Source organism: Dyadobacter diqingensis (assembly GCF_024220585.1).
Classification (GTDB): domain Bacteria; phylum Bacteroidota; class Bacteroidia; order Cytophagales; family Spirosomataceae; genus Dyadobacter; species Dyadobacter diqingensis.
Genome location: NZ_JAMXKF010000002.1, coordinates 465,203 through 486,544 on the forward strand (window position 1 = coordinate 465,203; position 21,342 = coordinate 486,544).

Consider the following 21,342-nt stretch of genomic DNA (forward strand, 5'->3'; position numbering starts at 1 on the left):
AATGATCTTAGAATCCAAGGTTTACACCAAACGTGAAAGTACGGCCTTGTGGAATCGAGTTTTTCTCAACACCCGGCGTCGTATTTGAATTGCCATTCACCGAAATCTCCGGATCCGTCCCCGTGTATTTGGTCAGGATAAATGCGTTGAAAACCTGTACATAAAGTCTCAAAGAAGCCAGACCCACCTTGGCCAAACCGCCCGTCGGAACGCGGTAACCCAGCGATGCCGACTGCAATCTCAGGAAATCGCCTTTTTCAGCATTTTCCGAAATCGGCCAGGATGATCCGTTTGAAAGCAAATCACCGTAAACCACTTTGGGCACATCCGTTTTTTGTCCCGGTGTTGTCCATCTTGACAGTACATCCGTTGAGTTATTCCAGAAACGCTGGTCACGCCAGGTCGCCTTCGTCCCGTTCATCACCATATTACCACCCGAATAGGTGAAATTCACGCCGAGATCAAACTGCCCGTATTTGATGTTGTTGATAAAACCTCCATAATAAGTTGGCAGGGCATTTCCCAGAAGATAATAATCATTCACGCCGATGGCCGCAGCAGGTTTTCCGTCAAGGTAGGTCCAGCGGCTGCCGCCCGTAGGTACCACGTGACTGTACTGAACCTTTTCTCCCGCCTTATTAATGAAAATACGCTGTCCGTTTTCAGGATTCACACCGTCCGTTTTGGCGCCGTAAAGACTACCCACCGAATAACCGATCCGGGTAATGTTGGTAGCCTCTGCCGCTGTGGACGTAGTGCCGACAAGTTCTGTTCCCTGACCGTAAAGCTCGGTAACCTTGTTTTTGTTCTTGGTAAAGTTAATGCTCGTATTCCAGCTGAATTTGCCCTTTCTGATCACGCTCGCGTTGATCCCAAGTTCAATCCCATGGTTATACATACTTCCGATGTTCATGAAAATTGCATTGCCGGGTATCCCTTTTGACGGCGACTGTGGTACATTCAGGATCAGCCCATTCACGCTGTTGGCATAATAGGTTGCTTCCAGTTGAATGCGGTCGTTCAGGAAACTGATATCCGCCCCTACGTTGGTCTGGTTGCTGGTTTCCCACCCCAAGTCCGGGTTTCCACCCTGGCTGAAATTCCAGGTTGGCGCTGTTCCATAAAGCGAGGATTCATAAAGTGCAAGCGAGCCATACTGACTGACACCCGAGTTACCCACCCGGCCCCAGCTTGCTCTAATTTTCACACTGCTCATGATATCAGACAGTTTTGAGTCTTTGTAAAACTCTTCCTCAGACAAGGTCCATCCCCCTGAAACCCCGCCAAAATTTCCATATTTTTTCCCCGCTCCCAACGCCGAGTTTCCATCGCGGCGATAGTTTAAAGTAAAGAAATAACGCTTATCATAATCATAGGTAAAACGTGAGAAAACTGATACAAGCGCGCTTTCTGTCAGGACATTGGTGATCGGAACGATCTGCCCGTAACTTCCCTGAAACTCGTCAAAGAAAGGGTCAGATAACTGCGTGCGCCTTGCACCCCAGCTCGACGTATTAAACTTCTGAACATCATAACCGGCCAGCAAAGAGATATTATGTTTTGTGGCAATGGACGTGTTGTAACTTAATGTATTGGTCCAGTTCCAGTTGCTGATCGTGCGACTCATGTTCTGCGCGCTTCCGTTCGTAGAAAAGCCTGGGCCATGCACAGGACTCTCAAAAGTTACGTTTTCAACTTTCAGACGATCCATCGCGTAGTTCATCTTGTAGGTCAGCCCCTTGATGATTTTAACAGTTCCGCCAAAATTGGCAATGATACGATCATTTTCAGAGGTATATTTGTTCAGATCCAAAAGCGGGACCGGGTTGTAAAAATTACTCACGACCTTATTCGCACCCATGCCCAGTGTGTTGGAGGACGCCAGATTGTAGGACCCATCCGCGTTGTAAGGCGAAACGTTTGGTGCTGACAACCAGGCCAGACGTGCAGATCCCACCAGACCAAAAGCATTTCCGCTCAGAGAACCCGTGTTCGGCGAAGAATTCAGACTGTTGTTGTAATTGATATTGCTGGAAAACGAAAGCCAGTTATTGAATTTATGATCCACATTAAAACGGGCTGCCTTACGCGTAAATTCATTGGTTTTCAATATCCCTTTCTGGTTGCTGTAATTGGTCGAAAAGTAATATTTCGTCGACTCTGAACCGCCTGAAATACTCAAACTATGGTTTTGAGAAACACCGGTTTGATACACCTGATCATACCATTTTGTATCGATCATCGAACCGTCTGCATTGTAGGACGGAAAAAACAATTGGGAAGCAACAGCGTCATTGGTTGCATTACCGCCCAGGATTTTTGCATTTAAAACCGCCTCGTTTTTAATATCCATAAACTGCTGTGCATCCAGCATTGTTGGCAAACGTGTTGCTTTGGTGATACCTGCCCAGCCTTCGTAATTTACCTTGGGCTTGCCTACCTTACCACTTTTGGTTGTAATCAGCAAAACCCCCGCTGCCGCTCTTGAACCATAAATAGAAGTAGAAGCCGCATCTTTCAAAACGTCAATCGATTCGATATCAGACGGATTAATATCTCCCAGCGGATTATTGGCAACCGTAGTATTGCCGGAAATATCACCGGTATTAATTGGAATACCGTCCACAACGATCAACGGAAAAGAACTCAGTGAAATGGAATTTACACCGCGGATCCGGATTACCGGCGGATTGTTCAATACACCGTTTGGCTGTCCGATGCTCACACCGGTTGCGCGGCCCGCCATCCCCTGGTCAAAACTCTGAACCGGCATATCTTTCAGTTTATCACCCAATACACGCGCCGCAGAACCCGTAAATTCTTCTTTTGACTGTGTGCCATAACCTACCACCATTAATTCGCTCAATTGTTTGGTACTGCTGGCAAGCTTCACATTGACAGCCGATTGGCTGGTCACCGCAATTTCCTGACCAACATAACCCACATAGGAAAATACCAGAACGGGCGTCCCGCCGTCTGCTACTTTGATGCTGTATTTTCCATTCATATCGGTGATGGTGCCTGTGGACGTGCCTTTAATGAGCACGGCTACGCCCGGGAGTGCATCTCCATTTTCACCGTCAGTTACTACCCCGGCAATTTCTCTTTCCATTTGTCTGACCAGAGAAGCCAGCAAAATCTCCGTTTTCTTAACCTCACCTGTGGTTTTCAGCTCTTTTTCGATGATAACCACCGTCCGTTTTTGCTCCCGATAATCCAGTTTTGTACTGCTCAGTAATTCATGCAGCACTTCATTAACCGGTTTTTTGCTGACGGCAATGTTAACCTTGTAGGGTGCCACCAGTTCCTCGTTGTAGATAAAACGGAAGCCCGTCTTTTTGTTAATGAGCGTGAGCGCCTCTTTCAGACTTTTATCTTTGAGTGTCAGGTCTATCGTAACCTCCTGAAGACTTTGCCCGGGGAAATGACGTTCCGCATAAGTCGGCTGTATTCCCGAAAAAAAGACAAAAAGAAACAGGCATACGCTTTTAGTCGTCCATTTGGCAATGGACCGTAAACTTCTGGTACAATTTTTCATACCTTTGGATTAGTTTGGGGTTAAGCAATAAACATTAATTCCAACACGGGATAGCAGAATCAGTGGGTGATTGGCGTTACGTCCTGATTTCTCTATCATACATTCCGGCGGGCCTTGGCTTGCCGGAATTTCACTTTAACAACTGGCAACATTTTTACATAGGCATTGGGTTAGTATTCGTTTTTTTCTTTCTGAGTAGTGTGATTTGTTTATTTTCAAGGTGGTAATCCAGATTATTGGCAAGACTTAACAGATCAAGAATGTGAGAGAGGGAGTCTGTGGCAATGAATTCTGCTGACATATGATAACTTTTCATGGATTCGTCGGCGAAGGAAATTTTTACACCAAATTTATTTTCAAGAATGGCAGTAACGTTGGCAAAACTCTCGTTGTCGAAAAGTAATTTACCCTCTTTCCAGGCCACGGCGTTTGCACTGTTCACAGCCACCTTTTTTATCTGTTTTGTTTTCGTATCAAAATGAACCTGTTCGTTCGGCAATAATATCTTACGCTGTGACTCCCGGCTTTCTTCCTCAACCTGTACCTTACCCCTCGTCACCGTTACCTGCACGCTTTGCAAAAAATGATAGGACCTGATATTGAATGCAGTTCCCAGAACCTTCGTCGTCGTGCCGGAAGCTTCCACTCTGAATGGTTTGGCAGTATCTCTTTTCACGTCAAAATATGCTTCTCCATCCACCAGCACTACTTTTCTTACATCGCCGGCAAACTTTTCAGGATATTCAAACCTGCTTGATTCGTTGAGCCATACCGTTGAGCCGTCAGGTAGTTTGATTTCTTTTTTCTGTCCCTTTTCCGTTGCCACGGTAATAATTCCGATTTTCAGGAAACTGATCATCGCCGGCTTTGCCAAAAACGTTACCATACCCAACAAGATGATAACCGATGCGGCGATACTTAATCCTCTGGACGGTCTTGCAAGCAAACGTTTCCCCGAAAACGGTTTTAAATTGTCCCTCAATTGTGCTTCACTTTCTTTATCAAGATATTTACACAGCACATGATCGAGTTTTCCCTGGGCCAGCAAATGGAAAAATGCTTCGAGTTCTTTTTCACTCAACTCATTGGCAACATACCGTTTGACGAGAATATCCAGAAATTGCTTCTCTTCCATTTTTCAGGGATTTATAGTGAAGACGATTAACGTTGAAAACAGGGTACCCCGATCTGAAAAAAAATTTCTTAATTTTTCCAGACACAAAAATATTACCTGGCAACCAGCCGGTTTAGTATCAAAAAGAATATTGTAACAGGAAAAATCAGGCGCCTAGAAGGACAAAAAACGCAAAAAAAGAATTGAAGGAGAGGCCGAAGCTTTTTTGTGCAGAACACTTCAAAAGTTTCATCGTTTTGACCATGTGCTTTTTGATCGCATTTCTGGAAATACCCAATACTTCTGCCGCTTCGTCGTAAGTCTGGTCCATTTCGCGGCATAACTTAAAAACCTCCTGATTGCGGGGAGACATTTGATCCAGTACTTTTTGAAGATGCTGATAATATTCCTCTGACTGGATGGAATCTTCCACCTGGCTGTTCAGCGCACGGGATGCATGAAGAATTTCCTCTCTTGCAGAACGTTCTACGGACGCCCGACGTAAAAAATCAAAAATATGGTTCTTTGAAACCGTATAAAGATAAGCCCGGAACGAGCGTACGTCCGACAGGTTTGTTCTTTTTTCCCAGACCTTCAAAAAAATTTCCTGGCAAAGATCTTCGGCACAATCCGACGATTTTACAAACTTGAAAACATATTTGTAAATGTCGGAATGGTATTGATTGTAAATCTCATCAAAAGCTTTTCTGTCGCCAAGAGATATACCATTCAATAAAAAAGTTTCATCGATTGCGGCCATCTTTGATCAGGTCATTAAAATTTCAGACTTTCATATCGTTGTCCTAAGTTAATTACATAATTATAATTATTTCAATATTTCAGAAATTCATTTCAATAAATTTCGACTTTTCATTTTAAACATTAGTATAGTTATGAATTTTATTATTTATGTCAAATAATATTCTGAATTTGATTTTGAAATCTATTTTCAGGATGTTTGGTAAAAATTAAACCATGAAAAATAAATGACTGCGATAAAACAAACTCCCACACTTTATGAATGGTCTGGCGGCAAGGAAGCGCTCGAAAAACTGACCGAACTTTTTTATAAAAAGGTGATGCAGGATGATCTTTTATATCCTGTTTTCAAAAATATGTCGGCCGATCACAGCACCCATGTGGCTCATTTTATTGCAGAGGTTTTCGGAGGTCCCCGGTTTTACAGCGAGGACGATCAGGGAAGTCATTACAAAATGGTTGCCCACCACCTTGGCAAAATGCTGGATGAGCCCAAAAGGAAACGCTGGATTGCACTGCTGCTGGAAAGTTGTGACGAAGTAAAACTGGCCGATGATCCCGAATTCCGTTCCGCGCTCGTGGCTTATCTGGAATGGGGAAGCCGGATCGCCGTAATCAATTCCCACGAAACAGGAAATCCGCTCAATGAAAACGAACCAATGCCCAAATGGGGCTGGGGAGTGCCGGGCGGTCCTTACATTCCGGACGAAAACAATGTTTGATTCAGACAAAAAGGCATCTTATCCAAACCGTACTTTTTGCGTGCCGAAATGAAGAGAAGAGCCGTTGGATCGATCAGAATAAAATACCGAAACAATAGAAATTCAGGTATCACAGCCATCAGACAAAGGCTATGATACCTGATTCATTCAATTTACACTTCCTTAGCGATCGGTTTGTCATTTCTCGACCATTCGCTCCATGATCCTACGTACAGATTGGCACCGGAAATACCCGCTTCTTCCAACGCCAAAAGCGTGTGGCAAGCCGTCACCCCTGAACCGCAATGGACGATTATCTTTTCAGACGCATGTCCTTTTAATGCTTCCACGTATTTTTCTTTCAGAGCATCGGCCGAAAGGAATTCACCATCTTCTCCCATATTGCCCAGGTAAGGGATATTGACCGCTCCCGGAATGTGCCCGGCAACCAGATCAATCGGTTCGCTTTCGCCTTTATAACGGTAATTTTCACGCACATCGATAACCACGTAACCTGGATCTAAGGAGACCTCAGTTACCTTTGCCAGATCCACCGTCGGCAAAAGCCAGCTATCAACCGGATATGCCGGATATTCGGTCAGTAATTCCAGCGCATCCTGGGAGATAGCAAGCCCTTCTTTCACAATGGCTTCAAGACCGCCGCTTACTACATATACCTCTTCATGGCCGGCGGCTTTCAGCATCCACCAAAAACGTGCAGCCGCCATTGCCCCTCTTTTATCGTCGTAAACAATAACCGTCGTTTCAGGGGTAATGCCAAGCTGACCGAGCAACTGAGCAAATTTCTTCACGTCCGGCAGCGGATGCCGGCCTCCGTCTGCTGCATTCTCTGATTTATCGGAAAGATCCGTTTCCAGATTTACAAAAAGTGCTCCTTCCAAATGCCCCGTGTCAAAACGATCCTCCGCATCGGCACCGCCGCGCGCGTCAATGATCACCGTATCTCCGGTAGCTGACAGGTCTGCTATTTCACTTGCTTTAATAATACCCATAAGATTCTGTTCCTGTATTTTCTGATTTGGACCTCAATTTACCAAAATATAAATCAAAGCAAACGCATTTTCACGGCTTGATCAGATTATACAAGAAGGATTTTCAGGTTCTTCTCAACCACCCTTGATCCGGTTCAGCTCATCTTCGCTACCCGCCCTGCGGCTTCTGGCCGCTTTAATTTCGTTACTTCCAAACCGGTAATTGAAGTTCAGTTTCAGCATGCGCCCTTCGAATTTGAACCGCAGACGGGTTTCAATACCTGCATACTCCGAGGTATAGCCCCCTCTTGCCGTGTGCAGGATATCACTGAATGAAAGTTTCAAGGTGGCATTATCCTTCCAGAATTTTTTCTGCACGCCGGCATCCATCATGCCCATGGCCCAGTTGTAGTCGATACGACGGTATGGCGAGTTATACCATCCCGACAATTCCAGCGTCCAGTTATTTTTCAGCTTGAAAGTATTCTGACCATTCAGCAGAAAAGCCGTTGTCCTGTTATTTATAATTAAACCGTTATCCAGCTGCGCTTTCCAGACATTATGATAACCGCTGACCGTGAAATAAATCTCCCACCACTTGGTGACCGACGTCGTCAGACTGACATCCAGATTAAAGCCCTGCGAATAGTCAAGGTTTTGGGTAATGAAATACGTTCTGCTGCTGTCATACGGAATACGCAGTGTCACCACGGGCAAACGCGTCCTGCGGTATCCAAAAGAAGTTGTCAGTTTCGACTTGTAAACGTGCGTAAGCTTGAAACTATTGGCATATTCCGGTTTGAGAAAAGGATTACCTTTTGAATAAACGAGTTCATCAATCCGGTATTCAAAGGGATTGAGATTCTGATAACTCGGGCGATTAATCCGGCGGCTGTAATTCAGGTTGAAACTATGGTTCTTCGAAGCCTTATAAGACAAAGCACCACTTGGAAAAAGGTTGGTGTAAGATGTATCAACCCTGTTCAGCGCGTTTTCTTTGTAACTGATCAGGTTACCCAGCGAGTGCGTATTTTCAGCACGCAGTCCAAGCTGAATATCCCATTTCTTTGCAAAAGACTTATTGTAGTTGACATAGGCGGCATACACTCTTTCAGTATACTTAAAGCGGTTGCTCTTGTCAACATCAACCACTTCCGCATCGTTGATGACGTTAAAAAAATCAAAGGTATTGTCTGATTTTACGTCAGAAAGCTTGAAACCGTAACCCAGTTTCCCTTTTTTAAACGGCTGCTCATAATCAGCCTTGAAAGATCTGATCCTGATTTCGACAGGCGTTTTGGTCACGTAGTTGCGTTCCAATGGCAGCTTTTCCGGCTCATCAAACTGATAGGTATTCGGCTGATAACTGATTCCTTTGGAAGAAAAAATCCCGTAATCGGCATCCACATTTAATTCATGACCGGTTGTATCGGCGTAACGGTAGTTCAAATTAAAATTAAGATTTTTGTTCTTTTCCGGATTCGATGTCCTGGAATTCAGCACCACAGAATCGGTATCCATATCAAATCTTTTACTGATCAGCGTCCGGCTCTCTCCTCCCCCGTTATGATTACTCACCCGCCCGTTGGCATTAAAGCCGAACGTACTTTTTGAACTCAGGAAATAATCGGCACCAACCCTGGCATTATGGGTTGTATCACGCCAGAGCCCTTTCCATGTTTTTTTATAGCTGATGTCGTTCAAAATCTGGTCATCCAGCGTCCGGTTATGCCAGGCGCCCTGACTGTACCCATAAGTCCCGAAGATATTAAACTTTTTATCCCGGTGATTCAGGTTTAGTGAAGTATTGTATTTTGGCGTGATACCAAAATTCGCCCCCAGGCTTACATTCCCGTTAGTACCGATTTTCCTGTTCTTTTTAAGTCGTATGTTAATAATGCCGAGGTCACCCGCTGCGTCATATTTTGCCGATGGATTGGTAATAATTTCAATGGCTTCAATGTCAGCAGAATTCATACTTTTCAACGTAGAAGCGAGGTCGCGCCCGGAAATTTGTGAAGGGCGGCCGTCAATATAAATCCTGACTCCCGACTTACCCTTGACCAGAATATTTTCGTCCTTATCCACCTGCACACCGGGAGATTTCCTGAGCAACTCAAGCGCCGTGGAGCCAGTCGCATTTACACTGCCTTCCACATTGAAGATTATCTTGTCATTGGCAATTTCTATCATGGGTTTTGCCGCGGTAATTTTCACTTCGCTGAGCTGTTTTGTATCGGAAGATAAGACGATAGACTCCATCCGGATATCTTTGTCCTCGATTTTAAGAATTGCCGATTTGAAGGGAGTAAAACCTACCGCTGTAATTTTTAGCAGATAACTTCCTTTTGCAATTCCTTCAATTTTAAAAATCCCGCTTTCGTCAGCCACATCCGCCTTGATCAATGTGGAATCCTGACTGCTCAACACAGCAATCCCTGCAAAGGGAACACCGGCATTTTGCTGATCTTTCACCAAACCTTCCAAGGAAAATGTTTGGGCGAGCAGCGCATTAGAAAAGAAAAGTAAAAGGATAATGGAGAAGATTTTTTTCATGGCTAAATTATTAGTTCGATTTATCGCAAAGGCACTAAAATCCTTAAAAAGTTGCATCTGTGTCCGGGCCGGCTCTTATCTGTTAGCAAACGGTATAAAGTCCTCCCATTCACACCTACAATGTGGTAACCTCTGCACAATAAAAAGGTTACACAAAATTTCGATCTGTCTTTGAAATTGTCCTGATTTTGATGAAATGCACAGGAAACTCCGGACGGAGTTTTTCGGCGTTTCCTGGCTCCTGTTTTCTATAAACAGGATACCTCTCCGGGGTGAAGTGTTCGGATGGTTTTAGCATAAACAAAGAAAATCCGACGCAAATAACGGCACAACAGCTCCGTAAGAGCTCCCTGTATATAAAATAAATGAAGAAAACAAAGACTACTGGCTCCGTAGGAGCCTCCTTGCATTATCAAACCCAATTTCAACAACTTCCACAACAAAAAAGGTCTGCCAAGTAATTACTCAACAGACCTTTATCAATTTAAAAATCAGAACTTAAAATGGGACAATCACTTTTACACTTGCGTTGCGCCCCATGTTGTAAATCCCCGACCGGCCATTGGGTGAAGCCGTGTAGTATTCAAAATACTTTAAGCGGTTTAAATTCGACTGATACGACGTGTTAAACAGGTTATCAACCTGCAAAAACAGCTGAAAAAGCGCTCTTTTATTTCTGTTGTTCACTGTGGCGCCGGTACCTATATTAAACAATGCATAACCTGCCGTTGCTGTTTCGGTATTATCAACACCATAAAATTTGTTTTGTGCTCCATAATAGTCGACTTCTGCACGAAAGTAAACCGCTGACAAATTCCCGATTTCTTTGCTCACAGATGCCCTCAATTCCGAACGCCCATGAATTGGTGGAATAAATGGCAGATATTTGGCCGCATTCCCTTCCTTCTCAATCAGCACATCATTGCGATTAAGCCCTCTGATAAATGCCAGACTATTATTAAACGTGAGCCATTTTAGCCCGGTCGGATGCAGGTTTATACTCACTTCCGCACCAAATAACTGCGCTTTGGACTGCTGATATTTATAGGTGAAATTCCCAGGCACGATAATCACCGGCTTGCCTGCATCATCATACAATCTGGCCTGATAAATGTAGTTATCAATCTTGTTGTTGAACAATTCCAGACTGATATCCAACTCTTTCAAATATCCGATAAAGCCAATATCAGTTTGCAGACTAAACTCTGGTTTGAAATCACGATTACCAAGGTAAACAATATGCGCCCCAGGGTCGAGTCCGTTAGAGCCAATTTCAGTAATATTCGGTGCACGATAACCACGGGAAACATTGGCTTTCACCAGCAGCCTTTCCGACAAATTATAAGTGGCTCCCAAACTTCCTGAAACCCCGTTAAAATTTCGGTCATAGGATGGAAACTGAAGAACAGCATTTGTATTGCGCGGCACTTTAAGAAGCTCGTCATATCCCGTTTCCGCATTGTGCTGCACGTATTGATCAACCCAGTTCCAAGAACGCGTATCGTAGCGGATCCCGCCGCTTACGTCAACTTTTCCAAGCGATTTCTTCAGGAATAAAAAACCACCGATGTCAAGCAGTTTATAGTCCGGAATCGGAAAATCCGTACCATCCAGATTTTTGTTGGTCTGGTACATTCCGTTCACGCCCAACGTCGCTTCCAGCCCTTTCCATTCCGGTAAATTGTACTTAACGTCATAGTTATACGTATTAAGCTGAATGTATAATCCCGGCTGATTCGGCGTGGTCGGGTGGTTATATTCTCTTCTGACGCTTTGTTGAAAACCAAACAGTGCGTTCAGATCTCCTTTTCCAATTAAGAAATGGTTTCTGGAAAACAAACGATAGTGCTGAATACGCTGGTGCAGCGGATTGATATTGTAGGTTTTCAAATCCTTTTCCGCAACAAATGGCCGGTCTTTAATATCGTCTTTTCCACTTTCAAAAACCTGACGCGTAAAACGGCGGGTCAGCGAGTCACGGCTGCCGTCGGGAATTTCCTGGAGGTTATTATAAAGTGTTGCATAAACATAGGACGATCCCCAGCGCTTTTCAAATCCGGTCATCGCCGACAGGTTCAGTTCATTATAAGCCGTTCCATATACCCGGCCATCAATTTTGTTTTTATAAGCTGTGGCGTTTTTCCCGGAAACACGGAAAGCACTTTTCCAGCCGTTTTTGTTATAAGCCACACCACCCGAAGCGCCGATCATTCCGTTATTCGTATGAAATTCACTGGTAATGTCACCTTTAAGTCTGCCTTCCGGACCTTTCGGGACGTAAGGAATAAAATTGATTACTCCGGCCACCGCATCAGATCCGTAGATAAGACTGGCCGGCCCTTTCACAACCTCGGCGCGTTCGATGCCATACTGGTCAATTTCAATACCATGCTCATCACCCCATTGCTGGCCTTCCTGCCTTAAACCGTTGTAGAGCGTCAGCACACGGTTATACCCCAATCCTCTGATAAATGGTTTCGAAATATTCGGTCCGGTTGTCACGGCGCTTAGTCCGGGCACACCCTTCAAAACAGCATCCACGATGTTGTTATTGACATTCATGTCCATTTCTTTTTTGCTCATCACCGCAATAGCGACCGGACTTTTCCGCAGTTCCGTCGCACGGGACACACCCGTAACCACCACTTCATTCAGCGTGGTATTCGCAGCATGTAATTCCACATCATAGGTAACAGGCTGACCAGCCACGATATCGATCATTTTCCTGTAACGCTGAAAACCCACAGCTGAAATTTGAATTTCATAAACACCGGCCGGAAAATTAGATAACTTATAGGTTCCGGAACTGTCGGCCTGAGTTCCGTAACGCGTTTTTGCCAGCGAGACATTTGCAAAAGGCACTGATTTGTCACCCGAGCGGACAATGCCCGAAATCTGCCCGGTTTGTGCCTGCGCACTGGCGATAATGGCTAGTAACAGAGTCGTTAAGAGGATAGTTATTTTCATGGAAAAAATATTGAGTAGCAACAATGGCTTACAGTCGTAAATAAAACCGCATTACTTATGCGTAACGATCGCATCCTGAATTGAAAAATTTAAATAGTAAAAGAGTTTGTTTAACCAACCTGCGCAGGAGGCCCCCGAAGAAAAATTGACCTGTTATTCCGAAATGTCTGCTTTTCCTCATAGACATAAACCGTGCGTGCCACCGACCAGATTCCCGGTACAAAGCATGTCAGTTCAGGGAGAAATGAATCAAAGGGTATGTTGCTGATACAATCCAGCCAAAGGAGCTCAGATTGGGTATGCTGATGTGCCGGAAAATTGCATTTAGTACCAAATTCAGCATAAGGATGCACATGACTGATAATCCGTCCATCGGGCATGCGGTGGGCATGACGAAACACGACATTGCTGAGGCAGATCAGGCCCCACAATACCAGCAAGAAGCAGGCAATTTGTCGTCGTTTTATAATGTCAATGCTCATAATTCAATTTATGCAACAATGTTGCAAATATAAATGTATTTACCTACATTTTCTTTGTAAGTCTCTATTTTATTGCGGAATAATCAAATTCATGGAAAAATATTTCCTGTTTTTGAAAAACAAAGTCTGATTTCGCTTAAAAGCACTTTCCAGTGCATCAAAGTTTAAATTTAGACAAATCTAAAAATTAAATTTATAAATTAAAATTTTTAGATTAGAATTATCTCACACAGAAATTCAATTCACTTAATTTTCAGGCAAATACCATACTAATCATTGAAGTAAATATCTGGTTACAAGAAAGTTTCTGTACGCAAAATCTGTAACGATACTCGTCCATCATGATAAAAACCTGAATGATTAAGCGGATTGAAGCGGCATTCTTTAAACCATTTCCAATGAAAAACGACATCGAAAACAACAAAAATCGCATAAAAACACCCCAAAATTCCGGATAGGATTATCCGAAACTTTGGGGGTTTATGACGTATCAGAAATAAATAAACGGTCTTTGGACAGCTGATCAGAGGTTATTAGTCGCGATCGTCTGGAATTTGAAAAAAACAGCTTTATTCTGCACGTTCATGATACAGTTTACTATCCAGTGGCGCTTCCTTCCGTTCGAACATGCCATAATCGCGGGACACCTCTGCAATCCTTAAATGGTAATCCTGAAAAACCTCGTTTCGACCTTTGGCCTGCGCATACCGGTGCATTTCGAGACTTCGCCATTCCCTGATACTTTCTTCATCTTTCCAGAATGAAAGTGATAAAACTTTTGCCGGATCCGAAAAACTCTGAAATCGCTCGATGGAAATAAACCCATCTATTTTTTCGAGCTCTGGCCTGAGTTGCCTGGCAATGTCCATGTACTCCTGCATTTTACCTTCATGGGGAATTGCTTCAAAAATAACTGCGATCATGTGACGGAACAGATAAGTGAAATAAAATTATGGTATTAACCGGGCTTGTCTTTTGCAAATTTATCTAGCTTTACGCACCAACACTTCATTCTATACTTAACTGTAAAAGTTTCATGGAGGAACACTTCAAACAGATCGCGTCACTGATCGGCGATCCGACACGCGCGACTATCTTATGGACTTTACTCGACGGGAAGGCATTCACCGCAACGGAGCTGGCCATTGCAGCCGATACCTCGCCGCAAAACATCAGCATGCATTTAAATAAGCTGGTTCAGGCTCAGTTGCTTTGTGTGGAAAGTCAGGGAAGACATAAATATTACAAATTCGCAAGAAAAGATATCGCCTATGCGATCGAAGCACTGGCAAATCTGATCCCTGTTGAGATTGACCAGAAAGCCAAAACAAACACCATCGAAGTACCCGTAAAGTATTGCAGGAGCTGTTACGACCATCTTGCCGGAAAAATCGGTGTTGCTGTTACAGACAGTCTGATTGATCAGAAAATAATCATCGATCAAGGCAAAAACTTTGAATTAAGCGCGAATGGCCAGGCTTGGTTTACAGATTTGGGAATTAACATTTCTGGCTTAAAACAACTCAGGCGGTCATTTTTGCGCCCCTGCCTGGACTGGAGTGAACGGCGACACCACATGGCCGGCGCTCTCCCCGCTGCATTACTCGACAAAATGTTAAACGAGGACTGGATAAGAAAAATGCAAAATTCCAGAGCCATTGTCATTACTGCCAAAGGCCAACAAATGATCGATAAACATTTCAAACTTCCGCTTTAACCCCCTGACAAGGTTATGCCACCGCTGCTTCCTTGTTGTATCGGTTTCTGTAATCGATTGGCGATAAACCGGTTATCTTTTTAAAAACGGATCGGAACGCCTTGGCATCAGAATACCCAACGTCATACATTACCTCGTTGACATTTTTGCCAGTGGTTTCAAAATGTTTCTTTGCTGCTTCAATTTTCACCCGTTGAATGTATTCCACAGGCGTGTTGTTGGTTGCTTTCTTGAAACGCCTTTCAAAATGCCTTCTACCAATGGCATATCTTGACGACAGATCTTCCACCGAAATCTTCTCGGTTACATTATTTTCAATGAACTCCTGTGCTTTTTTAATCGGATCGTCTTCATGTTTTTTCTGTCCGTTAAACATCACAAATGGCGACTGACTTTTACGATCAATTTCTAACGCGTAAATTTTGGAAGCCATGATGGCGATCTCTCTGCCCGCATATTTTTCGACCAGATGCAGAAGTAAACTCCAATAGGAAGTAGCGCCGCCCGAGGAATATAACCCCTGCTGTTCTGTTACAATTCTACCATCAACCAGCGTTACTTCCGGAAACATTTCTCTGAATTCCGGCGCAGTCTTCCAGTGGCTTGAACACTCTTTTCCGTTGAGCAAACCCGTAGACGCCAGCAAAAATGCGCCAATACAAAGACTGGCAACCTCGGCACCACCCTGATATTGTTTCACGATCCATGGCAAAAATTCCTTGTTCAACTCCACAGCCGTGACCAAATCACCACTAATCGCAGGTATAATAATCAGATCCGTTTTTTCAACTTCGTGCAACAGCAAATCCGCATGTACCGAAAACATTCCACCATGCACTTTTACATCTTTGGCAAGTCCGACAAGCTGAACTTTAAATTGTGCAGGTTTTCCTAGCGCTTCTAAAAAATCGTTGGCACCGGTAAATATCGTCCGGGGATCAACAATACTGGCTAAAACGGCCTCATTCGGAATAAGAATTGAAATGTGTTTCATGGGATAGGATGGCTAATCGGTGGTTTATTGCTTAAAATCAGGCGTCAGTTAAAGTACAAATGCTTCACATTGAAGTCGCAAAGTACCCTACAAGAAGTCTCTTTTACACACCATCAAATATACTAATTGCCCATAATTTTGTAACGAAAACCTGAAATAATAGCAGGATTATTTTGATAAAACCGGATTGCTTTAAAACGGCCCACTGAATTATAACGATAAAAAAATGCGCAAGGTAGTTGTCTCCATGAACGTTACACTCGACGGATTCATGGCCGGTCCAGATGGTGAACTGGACTGGCATTTCAATTACTGGAACGATGAAATGGCCGAAGCAGCCGCTGAGCAGCTGAGCAAAGCCGACACCATCTTACTTGGGCGGATCACTTATCGGGCCATGGCGCTTTACTGGCCCTATCAGGCCGTCAATTTATCTTTTGCCAGACAGGATATTGCCTATGCCGACATGATGAACAGCTACAAAAAAGTTGTCTTTTCAAGAACACTGGCACATTTGGGCTGGCAAAATTCGAGAGTCGTAAATGGCGGTTTAAAAAAGGAAGTACAGAGACTAAAAAAAGAGAAAGGTAAAAACATCATCATTTTTGGCAGCGGCAGTATCGTTTCTGCTTTGATCAAGTCAGATCTGATCGATGAATATCAGCTTTGGGTCCACCCCGTTCTGCTTGGAAGCGGAAAACCGCTCTTTAAAAATTCAAAAAACAAAATCCAGCTCAACCTGTTTCATCAGGAAAAATTTTCATCGGGTGTTACTGTTTATTTCTACAAGCCCGCTAGAATGACGATGTTCGCAAAATGACATTTTCACTTATAAACGAAAACCCGGAATCTAACCCGGGTTCGTCTGCAACGATAAATCATTTTGAACTACGACTCTTACAAACCCGGCAATTTCAAACCAGAAGTTTTTAAATTCTCCATTAATTTCTGCTGGATCGCCATTTTCGTATCGATGAATCCATGCGCGTTGATCCACACATTCAGCATAACTTTATAACCATCGGATTCAATGGAAGACACCCCAATTCTTTTTTCTGGTGTAACCAGAATGTTCTGCGTTCCTTCCAGCACTTTGTTGATCAGGTCTTTAACCGCTGTAAAATCAATACCGTTGCTGAATTTCATTTCTATATCCAGTCTTCTTTTCCCCGAACTGCTGACGTTGATAATCATCTCATTGGAAAGTTTGCTATTCGGAATGACCACAGTGCGGTTATCGAATGTCGTAACAACTGTATAAAAAATCTTGATGGCCGTCACCGTTCCCTCCTGCCCCTGCGCGAGGATATTGTCGCCTACTTTAAACGGCTTCAACATGAGGATAAGAACGCCGCTTGCAAAATTTTGTAGTGTTCCGGAAAGTGCCAGCCCTGCGGCAACCCCGATCGCACCGATCAAAGCTGCAAATACCGTCATCTGAATTCCGATCACCTGCATGGCTGCAACGATCAGCAAAACACGCAAAACGGTAATGGTCAAACTTAACAGAAATGGAGTTAAAGAAGGGTCAACTTCTTTTTTATGCAAACGCACCGACATCCATTTCGACAACATTTTAATCAACCAGAAACCCACGAAAAGAATGGCGATTCCAAGTAAAAATGACGGTCCTTTATCGAGTATCCAACTATAAGCCTTGTTATAAAATTGATCTGTTTTCATCACGCTGAAATTTTTTAATTATTACCTCATACCCTGATGACTGTAATTTTCATACCAGAAAAACCTGCCGTACGATAATATTTATCACTTTTTTTAACGATTTTCTTTATCCACTGTGTAAATTGAAAATCTTGCAAAAAATAGGTTTCATGCCTTTCCCGGTGTTTATCGCTTTTGCAAAAACCAGGATTAACACTTTTTTAACCTCTCTTTAAATTATGCTGTGGACTATTTCAGACTACACGCCAAAACACACAGCCAGGCTTAGGGAAGTTTTCCTGGAATCCCGAAAACTGGCCTTTCCGTGGGTAGGCACAAAAACCTTCAAACTAAAAGATTTTGATCGTGCGATTGAAGGAGAAAAAGTGCTTGTGGCTTTAAATGAAGGTATTCCGGTAGGTTTCATCGCTTGGTGGCAACCCGATTATTTTATTCATTCACTATTTATCCATCCCGATTTTACGGGAAAAGGAATAGGAAAAGCACTTTTAAAAAAATGCCTGGAACAAACCGGGCGCCCCGCCACACTCAAATGCCTGAAAGCAAATGAAACAGCATTATGTTTTTATCAAACGATGGGGTGGAAAACTGAATCGGAAGGTGATTCTATTGACGGCCCTTATTATCTCCTTACTTTCAACGAATAACTTCAATTAAAACGGTAAAAGGCCTTATCATTAAATCTCCTGTGGATGTGATTTGTGTAGAATTTGCGACTCACTATTGGTAAACTGTTCGCATTTTGAACATTTCTTCTGATTTGCCCTATGTTTATCAGGTTGGTGCCTTATCCCTGTTTGTAAATCTGCGTATGCGGTCAACAGGTACAATTTTTATATAATAAATTAAAAAACGTCAGTCACTCAAAATTTGCCTTTTAGACACTTACGTTTTCGCATAAATCAGGAGCTTTTACACACATAAAGTACACAAGTTATATGACCCACTCTACGAAACCATTTAACCCCGATAATATCACTGAAATAAACAGACTGGAATCTGCACTGGATGCCGCTAATGTGGGCACCTGGGAGTATGATCTGGGAAGCAGTGAATTTCGTTTGTGCAAGCGGTTCAGATCCATTTTCAACTACCCGTTTGATGATATCACTTCCCTGGAAAACGTTTTAAACCGTGTTCATCCGGTGCAAAGGGAGATAACTAAGGAAGAAGCAAAGAAGGTACTGGGTAAAAATTCAGACGGGGAATTTGATATCGAATTCCGGGCTGTTGATGATGTGAACGGATCGCCCCGCTGGATTAATTGCAAGGGTCAGGCTCATCTCAATGATGAAGGTTTCATTTACAAGATCTCAGGAATTGCTTTAAACATCACTAAAAATGTCCTTTCACGTCAGCAGATATTCATCAACGAAGAACGGTTTCGCAGTCTGATCGAAGAAGCACCCATAGCTACCTGCCTTTTCGTAGGCAGGGAAATGAAGATTGAAGTAGCCAACGATACCATGATTGGTTATTGGGGAAAGGATAAATCAGTTTTTGGAAAACCTCTGATCGAAGCCGTACCCGAATTGCGCGGACAAGAATTTCCCGCTATCCTTGACAGCGTATTCACAACGGGAGAAGCGTACACCGCCAGGGAAGCGCTCGTCGACCTGGAAGTTAACGGGGTACTCTCCGGTTATTATTTCGATTTTACCTATAAAGCACTGCGCAATGCCCAGGGGGAAGTTTACGGGGTAATGGACACCGCTGTGGACGTAACTGAAAAAGTATTGGCAAAAAGGGCGCTTGAAGCAAGCGAGGCCAAGTTAAGGTCTGTCATTGCAACGGCGCCAGCCGCGATCGGCCTGTTCGTAGGCCGCGACTTGGTTGTTGAAATGCCCAACCAGGCTTTCATTGATATTGTCGGTAAAGGATCAGATATCATAGGCAAGCCCCTCAGGGAGGTAATGCCCGAACTGGAAAATCAGGCTTATCTGCAAATTCTGGACGATGTTTTCACTTCGGGAAAAATGTTTCAAAGTTTTGGTTCGCAGGTGGATATTGTCCAGCATGGTGTGATGACTCACAATTTCTATAACATTACCTACACGCCTTTGCTGGATTCCAACGGGGAAGTTTATGCCATTCTTGATATCGCTATTGATGTAACGGAAAGTGTTCGGGCCGATCAACGTGTGAAGGAAAGTCAGATGCAACTGCTCGCCTTGTTTGAACAGTCTCCTATCGGTATTGCGATATTAAATAAAGATGACCTGGTTTTTACCATGGCCAATCCGTTTTATGGACAAATGGTGGGCCGGGCGCCTGAACAGTTGATCGGAAAAACTTTACTGGAAGCACTTCCTGAACTGGAAGGCCAGGGTTTTGATCAGCTTATGGCGAACACCATCAATACCGGGAAGCCATATTTTTCAACAGAAGCACCGGTAAATATCACCAGAGAGAATGGTCCTGAAACGATATACGTAAACCTGACGTACCAGCCTCAGGTTGAAAAAGATGGCAACATTTCCGGCATTCTGGTGGTAGCAACGGATGTGACACAGCAGGTTTTATCCCGGCAAAAAATCCAGGAAGCGGAAATAACTTTACGCGGCGCCGTTGAGCTGGCCAATCTGGGAACCTGGCATATTGACCTGACGACGGGTATTCTCGATTATTCTCCCCGTTTAAGAGAATGGTTTGGCATCGGAGCGGACGAAATCATTACCATTGAAAGAGGATATGCGGCGATTAATAAGTCTGACCATCCACGCATTAAGGCTGCCATCACCCACGCAACCACTCCGGGAACCGATGGAATTTATGATATTGAATACAATGTGGATGTAAACAGTGCTGACCGGGAGCGTATTTTACATGCTCAGGGTAAAACTTATTTTAACAAAAACGGGGAACCGGTTAAAATTAGCGGAACCGTACAGGATGTGACTGAGCAACGCAAGGTGCAACTTGCGCTGGAACAGCTTGTGCAGGAACGTACGGAAGAACTGGCAACCACCAATGAAGAACTCGCAGCAATCAACGAAGAATACTCGGCTACCAATGAAGAGCTGGCCAAGTCCAACGAGCTTTTGATGCGGTCCAACGAAAACCTTCAGCAATTTGCCTACATCGCTTCGCACGACTTGCAGGAGCCACTACGCAAAATTCAATCGTTCGGCGATTTGCTAAAGAAACGTTATGCAGCCGAACTGGGCGCAGGCGCAGATTATCTTGAAAGAATGCAGAGCGCATCCCGAAGAATGTCGGCACTGATTGAAGACTTGCTAGCGTTTTCGAGGGTTTCTACGCAAAAGGATATCACCGAGCAGGTTGAACTTAATCAAGTTGTAAAGTCTGTATTAACGGATCTCGATTTTGCAATACAGGAAACCAAGGCAGTTATTTCCGTCGGGCAATTGCCTGTCATCGAAGGCGACCCTTTACAGCTGGGACAATTATATCAAAACCTGATCAGCAATGCGCTGAAATTTCATCTGCCCAATCAGGCGCCGTTTATTGAAATAAATGCAGAAATCGTAAATTCGGCGGATCTCCCCAATACAATAAAACCGGCCCGTTTTGCTCCTACCTATCACCGCATTGATGTCCGGGACAATGGTATCGGATTTGATGATAAATACACGAATCGTATTTTTCAGATTTTCCAGCGGCTACACGGAAAAACAGAATATGCAGGCACGGGCATCGGTCTCGCGATTTGCGAGAAAGTCGCCAATAACCATGGCGGAGCTATCACCGCAACCAGTAATCCCGGCCATGGCGCTGTGTTTAGTGTGTACTTCCCTGTGTAGAAGTTTTCAGTCGTTTCCTGACAATGGCAAAACAGATGGAAACGATGGTTGTATTTCGGGCTTAGACTAGTGACA

The 21,342-nt window shown here is 43.8% G+C and carries 15 protein-coding genes; 5 read left to right on the forward strand and 10 right to left on the reverse strand.

Annotated elements, in window-relative coordinates; translation table 11 throughout:
• Positions 1-7: 7 nt before the first annotated feature.
• The 3 genes from M1L62_RS07560 to M1L62_RS07570 form a co-directional block, all read right to left on the reverse strand.
• A complete protein-coding gene (locus M1L62_RS07560) occupies positions 8-3,538 on the reverse strand; it encodes a SusC/RagA family TonB-linked outer membrane protein (protein WP_254412423.1) in 3,531 nt (1,176 codons plus the stop codon).
• A gap of 154 nt (positions 3,539-3,692) precedes the next feature.
• Positions 3,693-4,673, reverse strand: a complete 981-nt coding sequence (locus tag M1L62_RS07565; protein ID WP_254412424.1) for a FecR family protein — start codon at positions 4,671-4,673, stop codon at positions 3,693-3,695.
• 145 nt (positions 4,674-4,818) lie between these two features.
• Positions 4,819-5,412, reverse strand: coding sequence for an RNA polymerase sigma factor (locus M1L62_RS07570; protein WP_254412425.1), 594 nt, complete (start codon positions 5,410-5,412; stop codon positions 4,819-4,821).
• A 226-nt stretch (positions 5,413-5,638) separates the two neighbouring features.
• On the opposite strand from M1L62_RS07570, the gene M1L62_RS07575 reads away from it, so the two are divergent.
• On the forward strand, positions 5,639-6,133 hold the full coding sequence (locus tag M1L62_RS07575) for a group II truncated hemoglobin (RefSeq protein ID WP_254412426.1): 495 nt from the start codon (positions 5,639-5,641) through the stop codon (positions 6,131-6,133).
• Positions 6,134-6,285: 152 nt separating this feature from the next.
• Here the strand turns inward: M1L62_RS07575 and M1L62_RS07580 are convergent, their stop codons facing one another.
• The 5 genes from M1L62_RS07580 to M1L62_RS07600 form a co-directional block, all read right to left on the reverse strand.
• Complete coding sequence (locus M1L62_RS07580; RefSeq protein WP_254412427.1) at positions 6,286-7,125, reverse strand: sulfurtransferase; 840 nt, start codon at positions 7,123-7,125, stop codon at positions 6,286-6,288.
• A 114-nt stretch (positions 7,126-7,239) separates the two neighbouring features.
• A complete protein-coding gene (locus M1L62_RS07585; RefSeq protein ID WP_254412428.1) occupies positions 7,240-9,660 on the reverse strand; it encodes a TonB-dependent receptor in 2,421 nt (806 codons plus the stop codon).
• Between the two features lie 498 nt (positions 9,661-10,158).
• Positions 10,159-12,627 carry a TonB-dependent receptor gene (locus M1L62_RS07590; RefSeq protein WP_254412429.1) on the reverse strand — a complete coding sequence of 823 codons (2,469 nt, stop codon included), beginning with the start codon at positions 12,625-12,627 and terminating at the stop codon, positions 10,159-10,161.
• 110 nt (positions 12,628-12,737) lie between these two features.
• Complete coding sequence (locus M1L62_RS07595) at positions 12,738-13,109, reverse strand: DUF8478 family putative metalloprotein (protein ID WP_254412430.1); 372 nt, start codon at positions 13,107-13,109, stop codon at positions 12,738-12,740.
• 569 nt (positions 13,110-13,678) lie between these two features.
• Entirely contained in the window at positions 13,679-14,032 is a 354-nt protein-coding gene (locus M1L62_RS07600) for an antibiotic biosynthesis monooxygenase family protein (RefSeq protein ID WP_254412431.1), read from the reverse strand.
• Positions 14,033-14,145: 113 nt separating this feature from the next.
• Here M1L62_RS07600 and M1L62_RS07605 point away from each other — a divergent pair, with 113 nt between their 5' ends.
• Positions 14,146-14,826, forward strand: coding sequence for an ArsR/SmtB family transcription factor (locus M1L62_RS07605; RefSeq protein WP_254412432.1), 681 nt, complete (start codon positions 14,146-14,148; stop codon positions 14,824-14,826).
• Positions 14,827-14,839: 13 nt separating this feature from the next.
• On the opposite strand, the gene M1L62_RS07610 is transcribed toward M1L62_RS07605, so the two are convergent.
• The gene (locus M1L62_RS07610) at positions 14,840-15,820 is read right to left on the reverse strand and encodes a GlxA family transcriptional regulator (RefSeq protein ID WP_254412433.1); all 981 of its coding nucleotides are present in this window, start codon (positions 15,818-15,820) and stop codon (positions 14,840-14,842) included.
• Between the two features lie 226 nt (positions 15,821-16,046).
• Between M1L62_RS07610 and M1L62_RS07615 the strand changes: the two genes are divergently transcribed.
• Positions 16,047-16,640: a dihydrofolate reductase family protein gene (locus M1L62_RS07615; protein ID WP_254412434.1), complete on the forward strand. Its 594-nt coding sequence runs from the start codon at positions 16,047-16,049 to the stop codon at positions 16,638-16,640.
• Between the two features lie 77 nt (positions 16,641-16,717).
• On the opposite strand, the gene M1L62_RS07620 is transcribed toward M1L62_RS07615, so the two are convergent.
• Positions 16,718-17,503, reverse strand: coding sequence for a mechanosensitive ion channel family protein (locus tag M1L62_RS07620; protein ID WP_254412435.1), 786 nt, complete (start codon positions 17,501-17,503; stop codon positions 16,718-16,720).
• Positions 17,504-17,721: 218 nt separating this feature from the next.
• Between M1L62_RS07620 and M1L62_RS07625 the strand changes: the two genes are divergently transcribed.
• Positions 17,722-18,150 carry a GNAT family N-acetyltransferase gene (locus tag M1L62_RS07625; protein WP_254412436.1) on the forward strand — a complete coding sequence of 143 codons (429 nt, stop codon included), beginning with the start codon at positions 17,722-17,724 and terminating at the stop codon, positions 18,148-18,150.
• Between the two features lie 291 nt (positions 18,151-18,441).
• Positions 18,442-21,267, forward strand: coding sequence for a PAS domain-containing sensor histidine kinase (locus M1L62_RS07630; protein WP_254412437.1), 2,826 nt, complete (start codon positions 18,442-18,444; stop codon positions 21,265-21,267).
• Positions 21,268-21,342: the final 75 nt, after the last annotated feature.